The sequence below is a fragment of the Actinospica robiniae DSM 44927 genome (assembly GCF_000504285.1).
GTDB classification, from domain to species: domain Bacteria; phylum Actinomycetota; class Actinomycetes; order Streptomycetales; family Catenulisporaceae; genus Actinospica; species Actinospica robiniae.
Genome location: NZ_KI632511.1, coordinates 9,715,740 through 9,735,715, shown reverse-complemented (window position 1 = coordinate 9,735,715; position 19,976 = coordinate 9,715,740). Strand labels below are relative to the sequence as shown.

At 71.8% G+C, this 19,976-nt stretch carries 18 protein-coding genes; 9 read left to right on the top strand and 9 right to left on the bottom strand.

Going from position 1 to position 19,976, the window contains the following annotated elements; genetic code table 11:
• Position 1: 1 nt before the first annotated feature.
• Positions 2 to 907 carry a fumarylacetoacetate hydrolase family protein gene (locus ACTRO_RS41660; RefSeq protein WP_051452205.1) on the bottom strand — a complete coding sequence of 302 codons (906 nt, stop codon included), beginning with the start codon at positions 905 to 907 and terminating at the stop codon, positions 2 to 4.
• 39 nt (positions 908 to 946) lie between these two features.
• Positions 947 to 1,381: a RidA family protein gene (locus tag ACTRO_RS41655; protein WP_034272049.1), complete on the bottom strand. Its 435-nt coding sequence runs from the start codon at positions 1,379 to 1,381 to the stop codon at positions 947 to 949.
• Positions 1,382 to 1,497: 116 nt separating this feature from the next.
• On the opposite strand from ACTRO_RS41655, the gene ACTRO_RS41650 reads away from it, so the two are divergent.
• From ACTRO_RS41650 to proC, 6 genes are all read left to right on the top strand, one after another.
• Complete coding sequence (locus tag ACTRO_RS41650; protein WP_034272047.1) at positions 1,498 to 1,980, top strand: cupin domain-containing protein; 483 nt, start codon at positions 1,498 to 1,500, stop codon at positions 1,978 to 1,980.
• Positions 1,977 to 2,891 (top strand): acyl-CoA thioesterase, encoded by a 915-nt coding sequence (locus ACTRO_RS41645; protein ID WP_034272045.1) that lies wholly within the window; start codon positions 1,977 to 1,979, stop codon positions 2,889 to 2,891. The genes ACTRO_RS41650 and ACTRO_RS41645 overlap by 4 nt, the downstream gene beginning before the upstream one ends.
• 142 nt (positions 2,892 to 3,033) lie before the next feature.
• Complete coding sequence (locus ACTRO_RS41640) at positions 3,034 to 4,692, top strand: AMP-binding protein (RefSeq protein WP_034272042.1); 1,659 nt, start codon at positions 3,034 to 3,036, stop codon at positions 4,690 to 4,692.
• Between the two features lie 27 nt (positions 4,693 to 4,719).
• Entirely contained in the window at positions 4,720 to 7,104 is a 2,385-nt protein-coding gene (locus ACTRO_RS41635; protein WP_034272039.1) for a bifunctional salicylyl-CoA 5-hydroxylase/oxidoreductase, read from the top strand.
• Positions 7,085 to 7,543: an acyl-CoA thioesterase gene (locus tag ACTRO_RS41630; protein ID WP_084316940.1), complete on the top strand. Its 459-nt coding sequence runs from the start codon at positions 7,085 to 7,087 to the stop codon at positions 7,541 to 7,543. The genes ACTRO_RS41635 and ACTRO_RS41630 overlap by 20 nt, the downstream gene beginning before the upstream one ends.
• A 72-nt stretch (positions 7,544 to 7,615) precedes the next feature.
• Entirely contained in the window at positions 7,616 to 8,443 is an 828-nt protein-coding gene (gene proC, locus ACTRO_RS41625) for a pyrroline-5-carboxylate reductase (RefSeq protein WP_034272036.1), read from the top strand.
• Here the strand turns inward: proC and ACTRO_RS41620 are convergent.
• Positions 8,430 to 8,924: a DUF6069 family protein gene (locus ACTRO_RS41620; protein WP_084317276.1), complete on the bottom strand. Its 495-nt coding sequence runs from the start codon at positions 8,922 to 8,924 to the stop codon at positions 8,430 to 8,432. The two genes, proC and ACTRO_RS41620, sit on opposite strands and share 14 nt — an antisense overlap.
• A 312-nt stretch (positions 8,925 to 9,236) precedes the next feature.
• Here ACTRO_RS41620 and ACTRO_RS41615 point away from each other — a divergent pair, with 312 nt between their 5' ends.
• The gene (locus tag ACTRO_RS41615) at positions 9,237 to 10,817 is read left to right on the top strand and encodes an IS1182 family transposase (RefSeq protein WP_084316939.1); all 1,581 of its coding nucleotides are present in this window, start codon (positions 9,237 to 9,239) and stop codon (positions 10,815 to 10,817) included.
• A gap of 66 nt (positions 10,818 to 10,883) precedes the next feature.
• Here ACTRO_RS41615 and ACTRO_RS41610 read toward each other — a convergent pair whose 3' ends face one another.
• The 6 genes from ACTRO_RS41610 to ACTRO_RS41585 all read right to left on the bottom strand — a co-directional run bounded on the left by ACTRO_RS41610 (position 10,884) and on the right by ACTRO_RS41585 (position 17,690).
• Positions 10,884 to 11,642: a hypothetical protein gene (locus ACTRO_RS41610; RefSeq protein ID WP_034272034.1), complete on the bottom strand. Its 759-nt coding sequence runs from the start codon at positions 11,640 to 11,642 to the stop codon at positions 10,884 to 10,886.
• A 9-nt stretch (positions 11,643 to 11,651) separates the two neighbouring features.
• A complete protein-coding gene (locus ACTRO_RS41605) occupies positions 11,652 to 12,602 on the bottom strand; it encodes a phosphotransferase family protein (RefSeq protein ID WP_034272031.1) in 951 nt (316 codons plus the stop codon).
• Positions 12,599 to 13,216 (bottom strand): hypothetical protein, encoded by a 618-nt coding sequence (locus tag ACTRO_RS44665; RefSeq protein ID WP_157436742.1) that lies wholly within the window; start codon positions 13,214 to 13,216, stop codon positions 12,599 to 12,601. The genes ACTRO_RS41605 and ACTRO_RS44665 overlap by 4 nt, the downstream gene beginning before the upstream one ends.
• A 356-nt stretch (positions 13,217 to 13,572) precedes the next feature.
• Positions 13,573 to 14,928, bottom strand: coding sequence for an NsdA family TPR-like regulatory protein (locus tag ACTRO_RS41595; protein ID WP_034272029.1), 1,356 nt, complete (start codon positions 14,926 to 14,928; stop codon positions 13,573 to 13,575).
• A gap of 193 nt (positions 14,929 to 15,121) precedes the next feature.
• Positions 15,122 to 16,234 carry a family 2 encapsulin nanocompartment cargo protein terpene cyclase gene (locus ACTRO_RS41590; RefSeq protein ID WP_034272027.1) on the bottom strand — a complete coding sequence of 371 codons (1,113 nt, stop codon included), beginning with the start codon at positions 16,232 to 16,234 and terminating at the stop codon, positions 15,122 to 15,124.
• A gap of 10 nt (positions 16,235 to 16,244) precedes the next feature.
• A complete protein-coding gene (locus ACTRO_RS41585; RefSeq protein WP_034272025.1) occupies positions 16,245 to 17,690 on the bottom strand; it encodes a family 2B encapsulin nanocompartment shell protein in 1,446 nt (481 codons plus the stop codon).
• Positions 17,691 to 18,082: 392 nt separating this feature from the next.
• Between ACTRO_RS41585 and ACTRO_RS41580 the strand changes: the two genes are divergently transcribed.
• Together ACTRO_RS41580 and ACTRO_RS41575 are read left to right on the top strand one after the other, a co-directional pair.
• On the top strand, positions 18,083 to 18,943 hold the full coding sequence (locus ACTRO_RS41580) for a geranyl diphosphate 2-C-methyltransferase (protein ID WP_034272023.1): 861 nt from the start codon (positions 18,083 to 18,085) through the stop codon (positions 18,941 to 18,943).
• Between the two features lie 54 nt (positions 18,944 to 18,997).
• Entirely contained in the window at positions 18,998 to 19,939 is a 942-nt protein-coding gene (locus ACTRO_RS41575; RefSeq protein WP_034272021.1) for a 4-hydroxy-3-methylbut-2-enyl diphosphate reductase, read from the top strand.
• The last annotated feature ends 37 nt before the right edge of the window (positions 19,940 to 19,976 follow it).

Genomic DNA, 19,976 nt, shown 5'->3' with positions numbered 1-19,976 from the left:
CCTAGTCGGTGGGGTCCGGGTGCGGCATGTGCGCAGCGTGCGGACCGGTGATGCGATTGCGCAGCTCGCCGATGCCCTCGATCCGGGTGACCATGAGCGATCCGCCGTCCAGGTAGCGCGCGGGCTTGCGGGCGTGGCCGACGCCGCCGGGGGTGCCGGTGGCGATGACGTCGCCGGGGTTGAGCCGGACCACCGTGGAGACGTACTCGACCAGCGCGACCGGGTCGAAGAGCAGGTCGGCGGTGGAGTCGTGCTGCATGGTCTCGCCGTCGAGCTCGAGGGTGACCTCGAGCTGCGGGCGCACGCCGCCGGGCAGCTCGTCCGGGGTGACGAGGTAGGGCCCGAACGGGGTGCACGAGTCCCAGGCCTTGCCCTGCAGCCACTGCTGGGTGCGGTACTGCCAGTCGCGGCAGGTGACGTCGTTGAGCACGGTGAACCCGGCGATGGCGGCCTCCGCGTCCGCGCCGACGGCGCGGCGGACCGGCTTGCCGATGACGAGGGCGAGCTCGGCCTCCCAGTCGAAGTGCTCGCTCTCGGCCGGCCGGGCGATCTCGTCGCCGGGGCCGGTGAGGCTGTCGGCGAACTTCGCGAACAGGGTTGGGTAGGCGGGCAGGTCGCGGCCCATCTCGAGGATGTGGTTGCGGTAGTTCAGGCCGACGCACACCACCTTCGAGGGCTGCGGCACGAGCGGCGCGAACGCCGCGCCGGCGACGGGGTAGGTCCGGCCGCCGGCGTCGGCGGTGGCGGCCTGCGCGCGCCGGCGCCAGTCGGGGCGGGCCAGGAAGGCGCCGAGGTCGGGCGCGTCGAGGTCGGCGAGGACGCCAGCGCGCTCGTCCAGGCGGACGGCGCGGGTGGCGGGGGCGGCGCTGCCGGCCGGTCCGGGGACGCGGAGGGTGGCGAGCTTCATCTGAGGATTGTCCTCTCGGATGATTGTCGGGCGTCAGGGTTACGCGAGATCGGTTGGCTGGGCGGGCACCCGCAGCCGGTGCGGCGGGATCTCGGCCACGCCGAGGATCTCGATCATGGCTTCGGGCTGCCACAGCGCGGTGCAGCCGATGCCGGCCATGGCCGGGTAGACCGGCCCGGCCAGCTCCCGCCAGACCTGCCCGATCTCCTTGCCGTGGGCCTGGTAGTCCGGGATGTCGGTGAGGTAGATGGTCACGCTGACCAGGTCCTCCGGCTCGCCGCCGGCCTCGCGCAGGGTGGTGAGCACGTTGCCGAAGGCCTGCCGGAACTGCGCCACGATGCCGCCCGGCACGATCCGCATCTCGGCGTCCAGGGCGGTCTGGCCGCCGAGGTGGAGCGTGGTCCCGGCCAGCGTGCCGTGCGAGTAGCCGCGGGGCGCGGGCAGGGACGGCGGGTTCACGGCGAGGGGCGGCATGCGGGCCTCCGTCTGGGTGGGATGGGAACTCGGGGCGGCGTTGGGTATTGACTTTACATGACGACAGTGAAAAATACGAGATACATCAAGGCCTGAAACGGAACGGAGCCCCTGCCATGGAGCCTGACTTCAGCAAGTACCAGTTGGAGGGCGACAACTCGATGTACCGGCTGCCCAGCGGCATCGTCGCGCCGGTGGTGACCCGGGCCGGCTCGGAGAGCGGGAACACCGCCGACTCGGGCGGCGCGGTGCGCGTGTCGGGCGTGAGCATCCAGCACACCCCGGCGCGGCGGCTGTGGTTCGGCAAGGTCAGCAACGAGCCGGGCTACCGGTCGGTCACCCACCACCACGGCGAGGCCGAGACCGGCGGCTACGTGCTCTCCGGCCGGGCCCGGATCTACTTCGGCGAGAAGTTCGAGGACTACCTCGACATGGCGGAGGGCGACTGGGTGTTCGTCCCGCCGTTCATGCCGCACGTCGAGTGCAACCTCGACCGCAACAAGCCGCTGGTCTGGATGACCACCCGCACGCCGGAGAACATCGTGGTCAACCTGCCCGACGTGGCCGACGACGAGCTGCGTGACTGGCTGAACCGGTGACCCGGCCCGCCACCGAGGCGGCGGCCACCTCCGAGCTCGTCACCGCCGCGCTCACGCTGACGCCGGTCGAGCCCGAGCACTTCGACCTGGCCTTCACCGCCGTCACCCAGCCCTGCCCGTGGCCCAAGGCGTACGGCGGCGACCTGGTCGCCCAGGCCGCCGCGGCCGCGATGCGCTCGGTGACCGACGGCAAGGTCCTGCATTCCGCGCACAGCTACTTCCTGCGCCCGGCCGACATCGGCGCCGCGGTGCGCTACGAGGTGGAGGTGCTGCGCGACGGACGCGGCTACAGCACCCGGCAGGTACGCGGCTACCAGAACGGCAAGCCGGTCTTCGCGTGCCTGGCCAACTTCGCCGCGGGCGAGCCCGGCGGCATGTTCGAGCCCGAACTCGCCGAGGGCGTGCCTGATCCCGAGGACGTGCCCAGCTCTGCGGACTACCTCGCCGACCGGTCAGGCGGCACGATGACCGAGACCTCCAAGGCGTACTGGTCCGGCGGCCGCGGCTTCGACATGCGGCACGTGCCGGGACCGGTGTACCTCGAGGTCGACGGCGGACGCGCGCCGCACCAGGCCGTCTGGATCAAGCCGTTCGACCCGTTGCGCCCGGTCGCCGGGCTCGACGACGCCCAGCGCGACCTGGCCGCGCTGGCGTACGTGTGCGACTACACCATCCTCGAACCCGTACTCCGGGTGCTCGGCCTGCCCTGGGCCGAACCCGGGCTGGTCACCGCGAGCCTCGACCACTCGATGTGGTTCCACCGGCCCGCGCGGCTCGACGACTGGCTGCTCTACGTCCAGGACGCCGCGAGCGCCGAGTCGGGACGCGGTCTGGGCACCGGCCGTTTCTTCACCCGCGACCACCGCCACCTGGCCACCGTCGCCCAGGAAGGCATGATCCGCTCCGCTTGAACCACCGCCCGGACCCCGGGCGCATGGAAGGACTCGAATCCAGATGTCCCAATCCCCTTCGACCCCGCCGATGCCACCGTCGCCATCGATGCCGCTCTCGCCATCCTCGGCACCGCCCCACCTCGACCCGCCCGGTCCGCCGATGAACCTCTCGCCGTCGGCCCACCTCGACCCGTTCACGCGCGACCACCTGCCCCCGCTCTCGCAGTGGCCGACGATCGAGTTCAGCACGCCGGAACTGAGCTACCCGGACCGGGTCAACGCCGGCGCCGAGCTGATCGACGTGCCCACCGAGGCCTTCGGTCCCGACCGTCCGGCGCTGCGCACCCCGGCCGGCGAGGTGTGGACCTACGGCGATTTGCGCACCCGTGCCAACCAGGTCGCCCAGGTGCTGACCGAGGACCTCGGCCTGGTGCCCGGCGGGCGGGTGCTGCTGCGATCGCCCAACAACCCGTGGACGGTCGCCTGCTGGCTCGGCGTGCTCAAGGCCGGCGGCGTCGTGCTCACCACGATGGCGGCGCTGCGCACCCGCGAGCTCGCGCCGATCGCCGAGCGGGCCAAGCCGGCGATCGCGCTGGTGGACCGGCGTTTCGCCGAGGACGTCTACGCCGTGCGCGACTCGGTGCTGCCCGGCCTGCAGGTGGTCGAGTTCGGCGGCGACGGGGCTGAGGACCTCATCGCGCGGGCGGCGGCCAAGTCCGGCGAGTTCACCGCCGTCGCGACGGCCGCCGACGACGTGGCGCTGCTCGGCCCGACCTCCGGCAGCACCGGCGTGCCGAAGATCACCATGCACTTCCACCGCGACCTGCTCGCCATCGACGACACCTTCGGGCGGCACACGCTGCGCCTGACGCCGGACGACGTGGTGGCCTGCTCGGCCCCCCTGGCCTTCACCTTCGGCCTCGGCATGCTCGTGGTCTTCCCGCTGCGGGCCGGCGCCTGCGTGCTGCTGGCCGAGTCGGCGACGCCCGAGCAGCTGGCTCGTCTGGTGGCCGAGCACGGCGTGACGGTGCTGGCCACCGCGCCGACCGCGTACCGCGCGATCGTGCGCGCGGGACGCGAGGAGGACCTGGCCGGTCTGCGCCGCGCCGTGTCTGCGGGCGAGCACATCACCGAGGACATATGGCACCGCCTGCGCGACGATCTCGGCCTCCCGGTGATCGACGGCATCGGCGCGACCGAGCTGCTGCACATCTTCATCTCCGCCGCCGACGACGAGATCCGGCCCGGCGCCACCGGCAAGCCGCTGCCCGGCTACCGCGCCGTCATCCTCGGCGCGGACGACCGGGAACTCGGCCCCGGCGAGCCCGGACGCCTCGGCGTGATCGGGCCGGTGGGCTGCCGCTACCTGGACGATCCCCGGCAGAAGGGCTACGTGGTGGCCGGCTGGAACGTCACCGGCGACATCTTCCACCGGGACGAGGACGGCTACTTCTACTACCACGCCCGCGGCGACGACATGATCGTCTCCTCCGGCTACAACATCGGCGGGCCCGAGGTCGAGGCGGCCGTGGAGACGCACCCGGACGTGCTCGAGTGCGCGGTCGTGCCCCGGCCGGACCGCGAGCGCGGCTCGGTGGTGTGCGCCTTCGTGGTGCTGCGCCCGGGCGTGACCGGGGACGCGGCCAAGGCCAAGGAGATCCAGGACCACGTCAAGCAGGTCCTCGCCCCCTACAAGTACCCGCGCGACCTGAGGTTCTGCGAGAACCTGCCGCGCAACGCGAGCGGGAAGCTGCAACGCTTCGCGCTGCGCCAGATCGTCGAAGACGAGCAGTCCGGCGCGTCCGCCGCCGAGCACTGACGATTCGAACCCGTGAGAGGAACACCCGTGAAGATCGCGATCATCGGCGGCGGCCCCGGCGGCCTGTATCTCGCCGCGCTGATGAAACAGCTCGACCCCGCCCACCAGATCACCGTATGGGAGCGCAACGCCCCGGACGACACCTTCGGCTTCGGCGTGGTCTTCTCCGACGAGACCCTCGGCGGCATCGAGAACGCCGACACCGAGTTCGCCGAGGCCATGTCGCGCCGGTTCGCCCGCTGGACCGACATCGACGTCCACTACCGGGGCGAGCGGCACACCGTGGGCGGCCAGGGCTTCGCCGCCATGGGTCGCAAGGATCTGCTTCACCTGCTGCAGGAGCGCTGCCGTTCCCTCGGCGTGGACCTGCGTTTCCGCACCCAGGCGCCTGAACTGGCCGAGCTGCGGGCCGAATACGACCTCGTAGTCGGTGCCGACGGTGTCAATTCCCAGACACGCGCCGCGCACGCGGACGTGTTCCGGCCCAGCCTGGACCGGCGCGGCAACAAGTACATGTGGCTGGGCACGGACCGGGTGTTCGAGGCCTTCCAGTTCTTCATCAAGCAGACGCCGTGGGGCGTCATGCAGGTGCACGGCTACCCGTACTCGGATCAGGGTTCGACGTTCATCGTGGAGATGCACGAGGACGTGTGGCGGGCGGCCGGGTTCGACGCGACCGCCGACGTGCAGCTGCCGCCGGGCGCCTCGGACGAGTACGCGGTCGCGCGGCTGCGCGAGCTGTTCGCCGAGGAACTCGACGGCCACGAGGTGTACGCGAACAACTCGAAGTGGCTGAACTTCACCACCGTGCGCAACGAGCACTGGCACGCCGGCAACCTCGTGCTGCTCGGCGACGCGGCGCACACCGCGCACTTCTCCATCGGCTCGGGCACCAAGCTGGCCATGGAGGACGCGCTCGCGCTGGCCGCGTGCCTGCACGAGAACGACGGGATCGAGGCGGCGCTCGAGGCGTACGAGACCGAGCGGCGGCCGGTGGTGACCTCCACCCAGCGGGCCGCGCAGGCCTCGCTGGAGTGGTTCGAGAACATCGGCATGTACGTCGGACAGGAGCCGACCCAGTTCTGTTTCAATCTGCTGACTCGCTCGCGCCGGATCACCTACGCCAACCTGCGCACCCGCGACCGCGACTTCGCCGACCGGGTGGACGCGGCGTTCGCCCGGGCGCAGGGGCTCGAGCAGGTCGCCCCGGCGATGTTCCAGCCGTTCCGGATCGGCGCGCTGGAGCTGAAGAACCGCGTCGTCGTCTCGGCGATGGACATGTATTCGGCCGTTGACGGCCTGCCGGGCGACTTCCACCTGGTGCATCTGGGTTCGAAGGCCATGGGCGGCGCCGGGCTGGTGATGACCGAGATGGTGTGCGTCTCCCCCGAGGCGCGGATCACGCCGGGCTGCACCGGCCTGTGGAACGACGGGCAGCGCGAGGCCTGGCGGCGCGTCGTCGAGTTCGTCCACACGCAGAGCTCGGGCCGGATCGGCTTGCAGCTCGGGCATTCCGGCCGCAAGGGCTCGACCCGGCTGATGTGGGAGGGCATGGACGAGCCGCTGCCCGAGGGCAACTGGCCGCTGGTCGCGCCGTCCCCGGTGCCGTACGGGCCGGGCTCGGCCACGCCGCGCGAGGCCACCCGGGCCGACCTGCACGAGATCGGCGCGCAGTTCGTCGCCGCCGCCCGCCGCGGCGCCGAGGCCGGGTTCGACCTGCTGGAACTGCACTGCGCGCACGGATATCTGCTCTCCTCGTTCCTCTCCCCGCTGACCAATCAGCGCACTGACGAGTACGGCGGCTCGCTGGAGAACCGGCTGCGCTTCCCGCTCGAGGTGTTCGACGCGGTGCGCGCGGTCTGGCCGGCCGAGAAGCCGATGATCGTGCGGATCTCGGCGGCCGACTGGGTTCCGGACGGCAACACCGAGCACGACGCGGTGGAGATCGCCCGCGCCTTCATCGCGCACGGCGCGGACGCCATCGACGTCTCCTCCGGGCAGGTGGCCAAGGAGGAACGGCCCGCGTTCGGCCGCTCCTACCAGACCCCGTTCGCGGACCGGATCCGGCACGAGGTCGCGGCCGCGACCGGCACCGCGGTGATCGCGGTCGGCGCGATCGCCTCGTACGACGACGTGAACTCGATCCTGTTGGCCGGCCGGGCCGACCTGTGCGCCCTCGGCCGCACGCACCTGTACGACCCGCAGTGGACGCTGCACGCGGCGGCCGAGCAGGAGTACCGGGGCGAGGGCGCGCAGTGGCCGACCCAGTTCCGGGCCGGCCGGCGCAAGCCGCCGACCTCGCGCACCGACGCGATCCGGCCGCGGCTCGCCCTGCTGCGCGATGAGAGTCAGGACCCGGACATGCCGCTGCACCTGCGCTGGACGCCCTCGCATGAACGCGCAGCAGCCTGATTCGCGCCCGGCGGTGGACGGCCCGGCCGTGGCCACGTCCGTCCACCGCGGCCGCGTCGAGTGGATGGACACCGACGCGTCCGGGCACTACCACAACACCTCCATCAACCGGTTCGTGGAGTCGGCCGAGGCGGCGCTGATGCGCGAGCGCGGGCTGGACGGGTACTTCGGCATCGCGCCGCGGGTGCGCTACGAGGTCGACTTCAGCACGCCGCTGTGGTTCGGGCAGGAGGTCACCGCCACGCTCGTGCTCGAGCGCGTCGGCACCTCCTCGCTGACCTTCCGCTTCGAGGTCTGGGGCGAGAAGCACGAGGACCGACCCCGCGCCCTCGCCGCGCACGGCCGCTACGTCACCGTGCACGTGCCCACCGGCACGCGCCGGAGCGCACCCTGGCCGGAGGAATGGCGGCGCCGGCTCTGTCAGGACACTGACGCCTGAGCCGGTCCGCGGACTCGCCCGGACGGGTGGCGGCGGGTGCGCCCGCGCGCGCGTGGCCGGATCCTGAAGAGCATGAGGATCTCGCTGTTCGGCGTCGGTGAACTCGGGCACGCGCTGCTCAGCGGCTGGCTGGCGGCGGGCGTCCCGAGCGCGGACATCCGCGGCGTCGAGCGCGACGACCGCGCGGCCGCGCAGATCGAGGCGACCCTCGACGTGCGCATGGTCTCCGCTCTCGAAGCGGCCGAGGACGCCGACACGGTCGTGCTCGCGGTGCCGGCCGAGGCCGTGCCCGACCTGCTCACCGCGATCGGCGCACGACTCGACCCTGACTGCCTGGTGCTCTCCCTCGCGGCCGGCGTGCCGATCGCACTGATGGAGCGCTACCTGCCCGAGCGCACGCCGGTGGTGCGCGCGATGCCGAACACCGCCGTGTCTGCGCGCGAGGGCATGTGCGTGCTCTCGTCCGGCCCCGATGCGGACGAGGAGCACGTGCTGCGCGCGGAGCAGCTGCTGCGGCCGGTCGGCGAGGTGATCCGGGTGCCGGAGGACCAGCAGGACGTCGCGGCGGCGCTCTCCGGCAGCGGCCCGGCGTACTTCTACGAGATCTTCGACCACATGATCCGCGCCGGGATGCGCCTCGGCGTGACCGAGGAGGCCGCCGGGCTGATGGTGGTGCAGGCGGCCCAGGGGGCCGTCGCGATGCTTCAGGGCACCCGCCGCTCCCCCGCCCACCTGCGCGAAGCCGTCGCCACGCCCGGCGGCACCACGCAAGCCGCGCTCGCCGTGCTCAGGGAGCACGGCGTGGGCACGGCGGTCGAGTCCGCGGTGCGGGCCGGCGCGCTGCGCTCAGCCGAGGTCGGCGACGAACTTTGGGCCTCGGCGCGGCTCAGCCGCGGGTGACGGCGCTGCGGCCGACCGCGGACAGCAGAAATCCGATCGTCAGCCCGATGACCAGCGAGATTCCGGCCGAGGCCGCCTTCGTGTCCATGGCCGCGTCGGTGGTGAACGGCACGAGCATCAGCGCGGCCGTGGCCAGCGCGACGATCCAGCCGAAGAAGATCCGAGCCTGCGGCGCGGCCAGCAGCAGCAGGTGCAGCAGAGCCGTGGCCACCAGCGCGGCCAGCGCCGCGGCACCGACGATCCCCGCGGTCGTCGCGTTCCCGAAGGCCCCGTTCGTCTTCGGTGCGAACACCGCGATGTCGAGCACGCCGCGTACGAGCAGCACCGCTACGAGCGCGGCCAGCGCGGCCACGATCGCCGTCATGATCCCGCCGACCCAGAGCCGTACCCCGTTGACCTTGCGGAAGCCACCGCGCCGGTCGTCGTCCGGGTCAGGGGGCCGCTGATACGGGTCGGGCCTGCCGTAGGGCGAGTTCGCCATGATCACCAGCCTGCCAGCACGGCCCACGGCCCGCCGCCTGAACGGGCGATGGATGCCGCCGAACGAGTGACCCCCGGAGCTCTAGGGCGCGTTTGAGAAGTATCGTCGGGGCCGCGACGCCTGCCACGCACGCTCGCTGCGTTGCCGGAGCGGTTACAGACGAGGCGAGTATGCGCCCGCCCCGGCGCCTTGCGAGCGCACGCGTCAGACGCCGCGGCCTGATCCGACGCTACTTCTCAAACGCGCCCTAGAAGCGTCATGAAAATCATGCATTCTGGCCCGGCCGCGTAGCGGCCGGGCCAGAATGCTGTCATGCAGGGTGAGTGGACGGGTGAGCTGGTCGGGCCAGATGTGTGGGCGACGTGCCGGGAGCTGATCCCGGCCGGGAGCGTGTTCGCGTTCCTGGCCGAGCACCGGGAGGCGTTGTTTCCGGCGGAGATGTTCGCGGACATGTACCCCTCGCGCAACGGACGTCCCTCGATGCCTCCGGCGATCCTGGCCGCGGCCGTCACCCTCCAGGCCCTTAACGGCCACTCGGACTTCGACACTGTCCAGGAGCTGCGCTGTGACCTGCGGTGGAAGGCCGCGTGCGGGCTCGGGCTGTATGACACCGGGTTCGACCCGTCGCTGCTGGCCTACTTCCGCCGACGCCTGTCGCGCTCCGCGGACCCACAGCGGATCTCCCCCGCCGTGCGCGCGGTGGTGGCCGAGACCGGGATCCTCAAGGGCAAGGTGCGCCGGGCGCTGGATTCCACCGTGCTGGATGACGCGGTGGCCACCCAGGACACCGTCACCCAGATCATCGCCGCGATCCGGCGCGTCGCGCGCGAGGTGCCCGGTGCCGCGGACGTGGTCGCGGCCGTGTGCACCGCGCACGACTACGCCGATCCCGGGAAACCCGCGATCGCCTGGAACGACCCGCAGGCCCGGGCCGAACTCGTCGACGCGCTGGTGACCGACGCGATCCGGCTGCTGGTGGCCCTGCCCGAGCGCGAGCACGGCCCCAAGCCCGCAGACGCCCTCGGCCTGCTCGCCCTCGTCGCCGGCCAGGACGTCGAACCCGCGGAGGACTCCGACGGGCGCGACGGGCGCTGGCGCATCACCCGCGGCACCGCCGAGAACCGCGTGATCTCCACCGTCGATCCCGAATCACGGCACGTGCACAAGACCCGCACCCACAAGCAGGACGGATACAAAGCCCACCTCGCCATCGAACCCGAGACCGGGATCTACACCGCCCTCGCCATCCGCCCGGGCTCCGGGCCCGAGCACCACGAGGCCGCCGTCGCCCTCGACCTGATCAACGAAGACGACCAGGCCACCGGCCTGGACCTGTACGGCGACACCGCCTACAGCAGCGGGAGCGCCAGCGCCGCCCTGCTCGAGCGCGGACACCGCCTGTTCCTCAAACCCGCGCCGCTGACCACGGCCGTACCCGGCGGCTTCAGCCTCGACGACTTCGCCATCGACACCACCGGACAGGTCACCTGCCCCGCCGGGCACACCATCCCGCTCACTCCACCCAGTGGAATCCACCATCAGCGCAAAGCGGTCTTCGACCAGTGCCCCACCTGCCCGCTGCGCGAGCAGTGCACGAAAGCGAAGGCCGGCCGGGTGCTGACCATCCGACCCCACCACGACCAGCAGACCGCCGCCCGACGCCAGGCCACCACCGACCCCGACTGGCAGGCCGCCTACCGCCGCTGGCGCCCACCCGTTGAACGGGCCGTCGCCTGGCTCGTCGCCGGGAACAACCGCCGCCTGCGCTACCGCGGCACCATCCCCAACAACACCTGGATCCACACCCGCGCCGCCGCCCTGAACCTGCGCACCCTCATCAACCTCGGCCTCACCCGCACAGACGGAGCCTGGCAGCTACCCACACCAGCGTGAACAAGCGAGCGGCGGGCCGGCTACGCCAGGCCACCACATCAGAACACGAAGATTTTCATGACGCTTCTAGGACGGAACGGGAAGCAGGGCGCGCAGCTGCTCCGAGGCGTGCGAGGCGAGATAGCGCAGACTCCGCCTCATGTAGACCCGCGGATTGGTGTCCAGGTGCTTGGCCCACTTCGGAGCCGACTCGCCGCGCAGGAACGCGAAGCAGGCCAACGCGTACCCGTGGGCCTCTTCGGTCAGGTAGCCGCTGTAGTAGTGGCTCGGCCGCGCCTGCCGCAGCCCCAAGGACACAGCCGCACGCGGGTTGGCACCCGGATCCTGCTGAATCTCCACCGCCGCGTTCGCACCGAAGACCCCGAAGCCGGCATACACCGCGTAGACCGCGAACCACCGCTCGCGCGCGTCATCCCGCGCCGGAACGTCGGCGAGCCGCAGGTGGGCGAGCATGTGCACGATCGTCGCGATCAACTCGACCGGGCGCCGCACCAACTCCGGATCGATCGCGACGGAAGGCCGCTCCTTCTCGCCGCCGAAAGCCCCGCCCGGGTACCCGGGGCACCCCGAATGTCCGCGCTTGAACGGCACCACGCGCAGATCCGTGAGCTCCCCCAAACCCATCCTCGTCGCCGTGCCGGCGACCAGAGCCCGCACCTGCTCCAGGTCGCCCGAGAACGGCCCCGGAAAGTGCTCGGCAGTCGGCAGGAACACCGTGTCCGCCGGCGGAGCGACCTCAGGCCGCCCGGCCAGCCAGCTGAACGCGTCCTCGATCCACTGCCGATCACCTGCCCCGACCGGACACTCAGCGCCACGTGCGAACATCCCGCAAATCTAGACCAGATGCGCCAGCCGATCCAGGCGCCGGCAGACATGCCCCAGGTAGAACTCCGCCTCGCGCGGCACCCCCGGGTCGCCCGGCTGCTCGGTGCGCCGCACCCACCGCTCCACCCACCAGAGCGTCGACCCCAGCAACGTGACCGGCTCCCACCACGCCGCACGTTCGACAAGCCGACGAACACCGCCGCCAGCTGCCTCCCCGTACCCGTCCCAGAAAGCCTCCCGCTGCTCAGGCGCCAACCCGTTCTGATCAAACGCGTACGCCACCTCGTCGGCGGGATCCCCGAGCCGCGCGTACTCCCAGTCGATCAGGAAAGGCCCGCCGCCCCACAGCACGTTCCCCGGACCGATGTCCCCGTGCAGCAGCGAAAGCCCGCCACCGGCATCGAAGCGCGCCTCCCCCACCGAGCCCGCGGCGCGGCGCAACCGCTCCTGCAGCGCCCGAGGCAACGGATCGCGAACCCACGCGAGCTTCGCCGAGATCCCCCGAAGCCGCTCATCGGCATACACCGCAACGGAACTCGCCTCCCCGAGCCCCGAAACCGGCCGCCCATGAACCCAAGCCACGAGCCCGCCCAACTCCCGGATCCGCGGCAGCCCACACGTCGCCAGCTCCGCCTGCCGCCCCGGCACGAACTGCATGCACATCGCCGGCGTGTCGAACCAAGGACTGCGAACCCGGAAGTCATAGAGCTCGGGCCCTGCGACACCCCCGACCACCGCCAGCACCGCAGCCTCGTGCTCAGCATGAGCAACCTCCGAAGCATCCCCGCCGTACGAGACCCTGGCCACGACATCCCGCTCGCCCAAAGACAGGCGGTACACCCAATGCCGATTGCCACCCTCAATTGGAGTCACCCCCTTGATGACTTCCGAGCCCACGCCCATCGCCGCCGAGACATAAGCCCGCACCGCAGCGAGCCGCTCCTCGGAAGTTCCCGTCACGCTTCATACCAGCGGTCGGGCAGTTCCGGGAGCGCCCAGGCGCCTCGGTAGTCGGGGTACTCGGCACGAACTTGGAGATCGAGTACCCGCCAGCTCTCGAATACGTACGCGGCATCCGGCCCCTTACGCCGGAGACTGACACCGAGCGGGACATCGAGCGTGCCGGCAAGCAGGCCGATCAGGAAGTCGACCATCCCCACCGGATAATCGAACCAGTTCTGCCCATCTCGCGGATCGCGGGTGCATACGGCCACTGTCCAATTGTCCGGATCCGGGTCGGCGCAGCGCCAAAAGAAGTCGTCTCCCGCGTCATCCGCAGCCCATCTGCGAAGTCCGTTCGCCGGAGGGTAGACGTCACTGCGGTCCACGCGGTACTCGACCCCGAGGGGTGGAGGCGTCTCTTCGATGCCAATGGTGCCGATTGTGCCTCCTGCGCCGTAGGTTTCGAGGAAAGATCGATAGTCGGCGGGGTAACGCCACCCCGTGCGTTCCGCGATCTCGTCCCAGTCGAAGCGATCTCCCCCCGAATCGGGCAGCGGCGGCGGCACCTGGACCCGGTAGACCCCCACGAGGTCGACCGGAGGCGGCAGAAGGATTTCTGTCAACACGGCCACGCGGGGGTGAATCATAACCGGAGTATATCCTCCGGCACCGACAAAACGGATGCATACAGATCGATCCGTACGCAACGAGCCGAACCACCTCCACCCCTCGCCAAGCGACGCGTCAATGGCTTGAGTCCCCGAGCTTGCGAGGGCCGCGTAGCGCCTTGCTCCGACGACCGTCAGGTCGGTAGAGCCGCCGTCGACCCGCCACCGCCGGTTCGCGCGCCGCCGAGCGGTCCCGGCCCTGTATGAGTCACGCGCGGGGTCCGGGGCGGAGCCCCGGCGTGGGGATCGGGGCCGTGCCCCGAAAAAGGCACAGTCGTGCCGTGCGCTCGCGCAGGCCTCGCACGGAGCGAAGCGGAGTGCTAGGCCGAAGAGAGCGCGTCGCAGGCACGAGCGAGGAGCTGCCTGGTGCTGTGGTGGGCGGAGTGGGGGCGGAGGCGGGCTTGGAGGGTGCGCAGGGCGGTGTGGGCGCGGGCGGAGCGGAGTTGGCGGTAGTCGTCGATGAAGGCGTGGCAGGCGGCGAGGGATTCGTCGAGGTGGCCTTGGTCGAGGTGCATGCCGGCGAGGACGGCGTGGGCGATGGCCCGGGTGCGGCGCTCGTTGGCGGGGCGGCGGCGGATGGATTCCGACAGCATCTTGATGCCGACGGGGAGGTCGCCGAGGAGGGTGTGGACGGCGGCGGCGTGGTGGGCGTGGGCGGCGGGGTGGTAGGCGGCGAAGGGGGTGGCGGCGGGGCAGGAGGGTGCGCGGCCGGTGCGGAGCAGGACGTCGGCGCGTTCGAGGGCTGCGAAGGCGGCGGGGCGGTCGCCGCCGGCGGCTGCGGCCACGGCGAGTTGGCCGTGCAGTCCGGCGCGGCGGCTGTCCGGCAACGCCCGGCCTTCGACGCTGTCGACGGACGCGCGGGCCAGGCGCAGCGCTTGGCCGTGGTGGCCGAGGACGTGTGCCTGGGCCGACATCGAGCCGAGGATCGCCGCGTACTCGGCCGGATTCTCGTTCTGCACGGCCAGCTTGAGCGCGAGGAGGTAGTAGCGCTGAGCCAGCGCGTGCTGCTCGTCGTCGAAACACATCAGGCCACAGAGATGGGTGAGCTCGGTGGCTGCCGACAGCATGCGTTCCCTGATACGCCTCGGGCCGGGGGCGTAGAGCCGCGGGGCGATGTCGTAGGCCAGGTAGCGGCCGAGGGCGACGCGGGCGTGGCCGCCGCCGAAGACGTTGTCGGCGTCGGCGAACAGGCCGGCCATGGCCTCGGCGGCGGCGACGTGGGCCGGTTCGATGCGCTCGCCCGACGCCGTGCGCGCCTGTGCCGGCGCCGGGACGCGGTCCGCGGCCGGCCAGCCGGGGACGGCCAGCTCGGCCAGGCTGTAGGCGCCGCTGAGTTCTGATTCGCGGCCGGCCTCGGTCAACTTCGAGAGCTGACGCAGCGCTTCGATCGGGTCCTGCGTCACCCGGTCGCAGGGCTCGATGTCGTCGGGGTCGGCCAGGCCGATGCCGACCGCGGTCAGCGGGCGGTCGAGCCGGCGCGAGAACGCCTCGGCGATCAGATCCGGCAGCGGGGCCCGGGGTTTGCGGCCGGCCAGCCAGTGGCTCACCGTCCGGCGGTCCAGCCGGATGGTCAGGCCGACTTCTCGGGCCAGGGCGTTGACCTGCCGGGCCAGCAGGTCCTGGGTCCAGTTCGCCTCGCCGAGCAGCTGCTGCAGCGAGGAATTGGCGGTGCGCACGCGATACTCCCGAAAGGGCGCCGGGTACGGGACGGCAGATCCCACGGGGAGCTGTTGCCCGCGCCCGGCTCCGGACGCTACGCCCTGGCCGCGCGGTTCACCCTAACGGGGCGGCCCGCGCGGGGCGGGGGCGGGCGCGCCGGCGATCTGCCCGCGCGCCCGTCGTCCCGCTCAGCCGCCCGGCCCCCGCCGCTCAGCCGTTGTAGCGCGGGCTGGTGGCGTGCCAGTGCTTGCTGCCCCCCATCCAGTTCCACAGACCTTTGACATAGCGGCGCAGCTGCGGCGAGCCGAGGGCGGCCAGCGCGGCGCACTCGGCCTCGATGGTGTGCATCATCTCGTCGTGGATCTGCGCGGCGCGGTAGATCGCGTCCTGCAGCGAGCAGTTCTCCTCGGCCGCGATCACCGTCGGCAGGTTGGTGTCGGTCGGGTCCTCCTTGTGCATCGAGTAGAGGTCGTTGAGCAGCACGTTCGCGACGCCGGCGTACAGGTAGACCCGGCGCACCCGGGCGTCGGCGAACTCGTGCACGGGCAGTTCGTATCCGTCGACCGGATCGATCAGCACCATGCAGGGGTAGAACGCGTTCTCGTAGCGGTGCAGCAGGTACTCCCAGACGGCGGGCCGGCGGCCGCTCGAGCGCCACCACGCCTCCTGGCCGTAGCCCACGAACATGCAGGCGAGCTCGTGCCGCAGCCGGGCCACCTGGGTGGCCGAGGCGATCTCGGCGAGGTGGTCGAGGCAGGAGCGGAAGGCGCGCAGCACCGGCTCCTGCGCGACGACCTCCTCGAACCGGCCCATGTACCGCGGCGGCAGCCGCACCGGGTCGACCACGGCTTGGGCCATCGCCAGCCGGGGCGCGAGCAGGGAGGGGTCGGTGTTCTCGCCCTCGTCCACCCAGTGGTCGTCCACCGCCCACTCGGCGAGACCGCAGCGCGCTGCGATCAGCAGCCGGTCCGGGTCGTCGCAGCGGGGGTGCGCGAGCATGAACAGCCGGCCGAAGTTGTGCGTGCGCAGCCGTTCGAGCCGGCCCTCGAAGATGCCGATCTCGGCCGCCCACTCGACCAGCCGCTCGTTGACCAGCTCGCCGAGCGCGAGATCGTCGCGCTCGGCGTCCGGGCAGTAGAGCGCCGGGACGTGCAGGCCGGAGCCTTCGGTATCAGCCTTCTGTTCCGAGTGCGGTGGCGTCGCGGGCTCCGCGGCCGCTTCGGGCGGCGCCGCCGGCGCGGCCGGCCGCATCCGCAGCATCGCCGTGCCCAGGCCCGTGGGCCCGGTCAGCAGGCGCGACGCAGTGCTCTGGTAGTCGGTCATCGCGCTTCCCCTATCCGGCGGCCGACTGGCTCGGCACCGACACCTCGACGTCCTCGAGCACGCCGATCGCGTCCGGCACCAGGATCGCGGTCGAGTAGTACGCGGTGACCAGGTAGGAGATGATCGCCTTCTCGTCGATGCCCATGAACCGCACGTTCAGGCCCGGCTGGAACTCGTCCGGCAGCCCGACCTGGTGCAGGCCGACCACGCCCTGCTCGTCCTCGCCGGTGCGCAGCGCGATGATGGAGCTGGTGCGCACGTCCGAGATCGGGATCTTCCCGCACGGGTAGATCGGCACGCCGCGCCAGGCCGGCACGCTGTGGCCGTCGACCTCGACCGCGCTCGGGTAGATGCCGCGGCGGTTGCACTCGCGGTAGAACGCCGCGATCGCCTTGGGGTGGGCCAGGAACAGCTTCGTGGAGCGGCGCATGCTCAGCAGGTTGTCCAGGTCGTCCGGCGTCGGCGGGCCGGAGTGGGTGGGGATGCGCTGGTCGTAGTCGGTGTTGTGCAGCAGGCCGAACTCGCGGTTGTTGACCAGCTCCCACTCCTGCCGCTCCCGGATCGCCTCCACGGTCAGCCGCAGCTGCTGCTCGGTCTGGTTCATCGGCTCGTTGTAGAGGTCTGCGACGCGCGAGTGCACCCGCAGCACGGTCTGGGTGAGGCTGAGGTCGTACTCGCGCGGGCTGAGGTCGTAGTCGACGAAGGCGCCGGGCAGCTGCTCCTCGCCGTGGTGGCCGGCGCTCATCTCGATGCTGGCCTGGCCCTTGTTGTCCTGCGGCTTACGCGCGTTGTCGAGGTAGGCGGCGAAGTGCGCCTGCAGCGCGGCCGAGTTCTCGAGCAGCCGCTGGAAGTCGGCGCGCGCGATGACCATGACCGTGCCGCCGGTCGCGGCCTTGACCGTGTGCTCCCAGCGCGCGTCCGAACGCGCGTGCGTCTGGTCGCCGAGGGTGTGGCCGTCCGCGACGATGCCCACGACGGTGGGCGAGCCGTAGTGGCCGGTGCCGATCAGCTGCACCCGGCCGTGCGCGATGATGTACATCTCCTCGACCGGCGCGCCCTCTTGGGCCAGCACGTCCCCGGCCCGGAACTCGCGCGGGCGGAAGGCCGCGGCCAGCGCGGTGAGCAGGTCGTCGTCGGGGAAGCCGCGCAGGGTGGGCAGCTCGCGCAGGGTCTGCGGGATGATGCGCACGTCGTCGGCGCCGTTCTGCTCGAACGCGACCCGGCCCCGCCCGACGCTGACGGTCAGCCGCCGGTTGACCCGGTAGGTGCCGCCGGAGACGTTCACCCACGGGAGCTTGCGCAGCAGCCAGCGGGAGCTGATCCCCTGCATCTGCGGGACGGTCTTGGTGGTGGTGGCCAGATTCCGCGCGGCCTGGGTGCTCAGGCTGCTGGCGGCCCGTTCCGGCGCGGGCTGCTCGGCCGCGCTCGGTGCCGTGGTCTCGTCGGTGCTCGGCATGCTCGTCTCCGTCTCTTCTCACGCTCGGCGCTCCGCTCGGGGCGCCAGGTTGCAGGGATCCGTCGGGCTACCTCTTCATTTCCGCCGCCGCGGGCCGCTTTCGACAAGGTCGGCGCGCGGCCGGACCTGTCGCGCTTCACCGCGCCGTCCGGTGCCCGCGCACCGTGCGCCGGGGCCGGATCCGCGGCCGCGACCTGGGCCGGGGCGCCGGCGCGGGGACGGGCAAGCGCGACACATCCGCGGCCCGGTCCGCCTTGGCGATCGCCGCGCCGCGGCGCTGAATGGGAGTCAGGGCGCGCCGCCCCCGGGGCCGGACCCCGGCGGCCGCGCGGCCCCGCCGCCCGGCCGATCGGCCGCGAACGAGCCCCCAGCGCCTTTGGAGGAGCCAGCACATGACCATGACCGACGCCCGCGACGAGGTCCTGACCACCGACTACCAGCGCGCGGTCGCCAACTGGTGGGACACCCGGCGCACGGACCGGGTGAACCTGGCGCTGGGCGAGATCGACGGGTTCTACCATCACCACTACGGGGTGGGCGCGGTCGACCCGTCGGTGCTCGAGGGGCCGGCCGAGACGCGGGACGAACGCACCCTGCGGGAGCTGCACCGGCTTGAGCACGCCCAGGCCGACCTGCTGCTCGACCACCTCGGCCCGATCGGTCCGGACGACAGCCTGCTGGACTCCGGCAGCGGCCGCGGCGGGCTGAGCTTCCTGGCCAACCAGCGCTTCGGCTGCCGCGTGGACGGCATCTCGATCTCGCGCTACCAGGTCGACTTCGCCACCCAGCAGGCCGCCGAACGCGGCGTGTCGGACCAGGTCTCGTTCTACTTCCGCAACATGCTGCACTCCGGCTTCGCGGACGGGTCGAAGCGCGGCATCTGGACCGACGAGACGACGATGTACGTGGACTTGTTCGAGGCCTTCGCCGAGTTCTCCCGGATGCTGCCGCGCGGCGGCCGGTACGTGTGCATCACCGGGTGCTACAACGACTCGCTCGGCGAGAAGTCCGACGCGGTCAACACGATCGACGCGCACTACACCTGCCGGGTGCACCCGCGCAGCCGGTACTTCGCCGCGCTGGCCGCGAACAACCTGGTGCCGGTGAACGTCTTCGACCTGACCGACGCGACGATCCCGTACTGGGAGCTGCGGGAGAAGTCCTCGATCGCGACCGGCATCGAGGCCGCCTTCCTCGAGGGCTACCGGGAGCGCAGCTTCCAGTACCTGCTGATCGCGGCCGACAAGATCTGACGACCGCCGCGTCCGCGGCGGGTTCGCACGGGAGACGAGAACGAGGGAGCGCCGATGGGCAGGGTGCTGCTGGCCGCGCCGCGAGGCTTCTGCGCCGGGGTGGACCGGGCGGTGGAGATCGTGGAGGCGCTGCTCCAGCGGCTCGGGCCGCCGGTCTACGTCCGCCGGCAGATCGTGCACAACGTCCACGTGGTGGCGGATCTGACCCGGCGCGGCGCGGTGTTCGTGGACGAGGTGGAGCAGGTCCCGCCCGGGTCGGTGGCCGTCTTCTCCGCCCACGGCGTCTCCCCCGAGGTGCGCGTCCGGGCCGAGGAGCTCGGCCTGGACGTGTACGACGCGACGTGTCCGCTGGTGGCCAAGGTGCACGCCGAGGCCCTGCGCTACGCCCGCGACGGCTACACCATCGCGTTGATCGGACACGAGGAGCACGAGGAGGTGGTGGGCACCCGGGGCGAGGTGCCCGAGGACGCGATCCGGATCGTCGACGGGCCGCAGGCCGTCGCGGAGGTGAAGGTGGGAGAGTCGGACAAGCTGGTCTGGCTCTCCCAGACCACCCTGGCCGTGGACGACGTGCAGCGGACCGCGGCGGCGCTGCGCGAACGGTTCCCGCAGCTGGCCGATCCGCCCGGCGAGGACATCTGCTACGCCAGCCAGAACCGGCAGAACGCGGTCAAGGCGATCGCGCCGCGGTGCGAGCTGGTGCTGGTGGTCGGCTCGGCGAACTCGTCGAACTCGGTGCGCCTGGTCGAGGTGGCGCTGGCGGCCGGGGCCGGCGCCGCGTATCTGCTCGACGACGGCGGCGGAGTGCGGGCGGAGTGGCTGGCCGGGGTGCGCACGGTCGGGGTGACGGCCGGTGCGTCAGCCCCCGAATTCGCGGTGGAGGACGTGCTCGCGGTGCTCGCCGCGCACGGTTTCGGCGACGTGGAGGAGGTGAAGGCGGCCGACGAGACGGTGAGTTTCGAGCTGCCGGCCGGCCTGCGGCCGCCGCGGGCGTGATCGGCCCGATTCGCAGTGCGACCAGCCCGATTCGCTC

Coding starts and splice junctions, on each gene's coding strand:
- ACTRO_RS41580 (WP_034272023.1), top strand. CDS start 18,083: ATGACCATGACCGACGCCCGCGACGAGGTCCTGACCACCGACTACCAG.
- ACTRO_RS41590 (WP_034272027.1), bottom strand. CDS start 16,234: ATGACCGACTACCAGAGCACTGCGTCGCGCCTGCTGACCGGGCCCACG.
- ACTRO_RS41655 (WP_034272049.1), bottom strand. CDS start 1,381: ATGCCGCCCCTCGCCGTGAACCCGCCGTCCCTGCCCGCGCCCCGCGGC.
- ACTRO_RS41575 (WP_034272021.1), top strand. CDS start 18,998: ATGGGCAGGGTGCTGCTGGCCGCGCCGCGAGGCTTCTGCGCCGGGGTG.
- ACTRO_RS41650 (WP_034272047.1), top strand. CDS start 1,498: ATGGAGCCTGACTTCAGCAAGTACCAGTTGGAGGGCGACAACTCGATG.
- ACTRO_RS41660 (WP_051452205.1), bottom strand. CDS start 907: ATGAAGCTCGCCACCCTCCGCGTCCCCGGACCGGCCGGCAGCGCCGCC.
- ACTRO_RS41640 (WP_034272042.1), top strand. CDS start 3,034: ATGAACCTCTCGCCGTCGGCCCACCTCGACCCGTTCACGCGCGACCAC.
- ACTRO_RS41630 (WP_084316940.1), top strand. CDS start 7,085: ATGAACGCGCAGCAGCCTGATTCGCGCCCGGCGGTGGACGGCCCGGCC.
- ACTRO_RS41610 (WP_034272034.1), bottom strand. CDS start 11,642: ATGTTCGCACGTGGCGCTGAGTGTCCGGTCGGGGCAGGTGATCGGCAG.
- ACTRO_RS41585 (WP_034272025.1), bottom strand. CDS start 17,690: ATGCCGAGCACCGACGAGACCACGGCACCGAGCGCGGCCGAGCAGCCC.
- ACTRO_RS41615 (WP_084316939.1), top strand. CDS start 9,237: ATGCAGGGTGAGTGGACGGGTGAGCTGGTCGGGCCAGATGTGTGGGCG.
- proC (WP_034272036.1), top strand. CDS start 7,616: ATGAGGATCTCGCTGTTCGGCGTCGGTGAACTCGGGCACGCGCTGCTC.
- ACTRO_RS41620 (WP_084317276.1), bottom strand. CDS start 8,924: ATGGCGAACTCGCCCTACGGCAGGCCCGACCCGTATCAGCGGCCCCCT.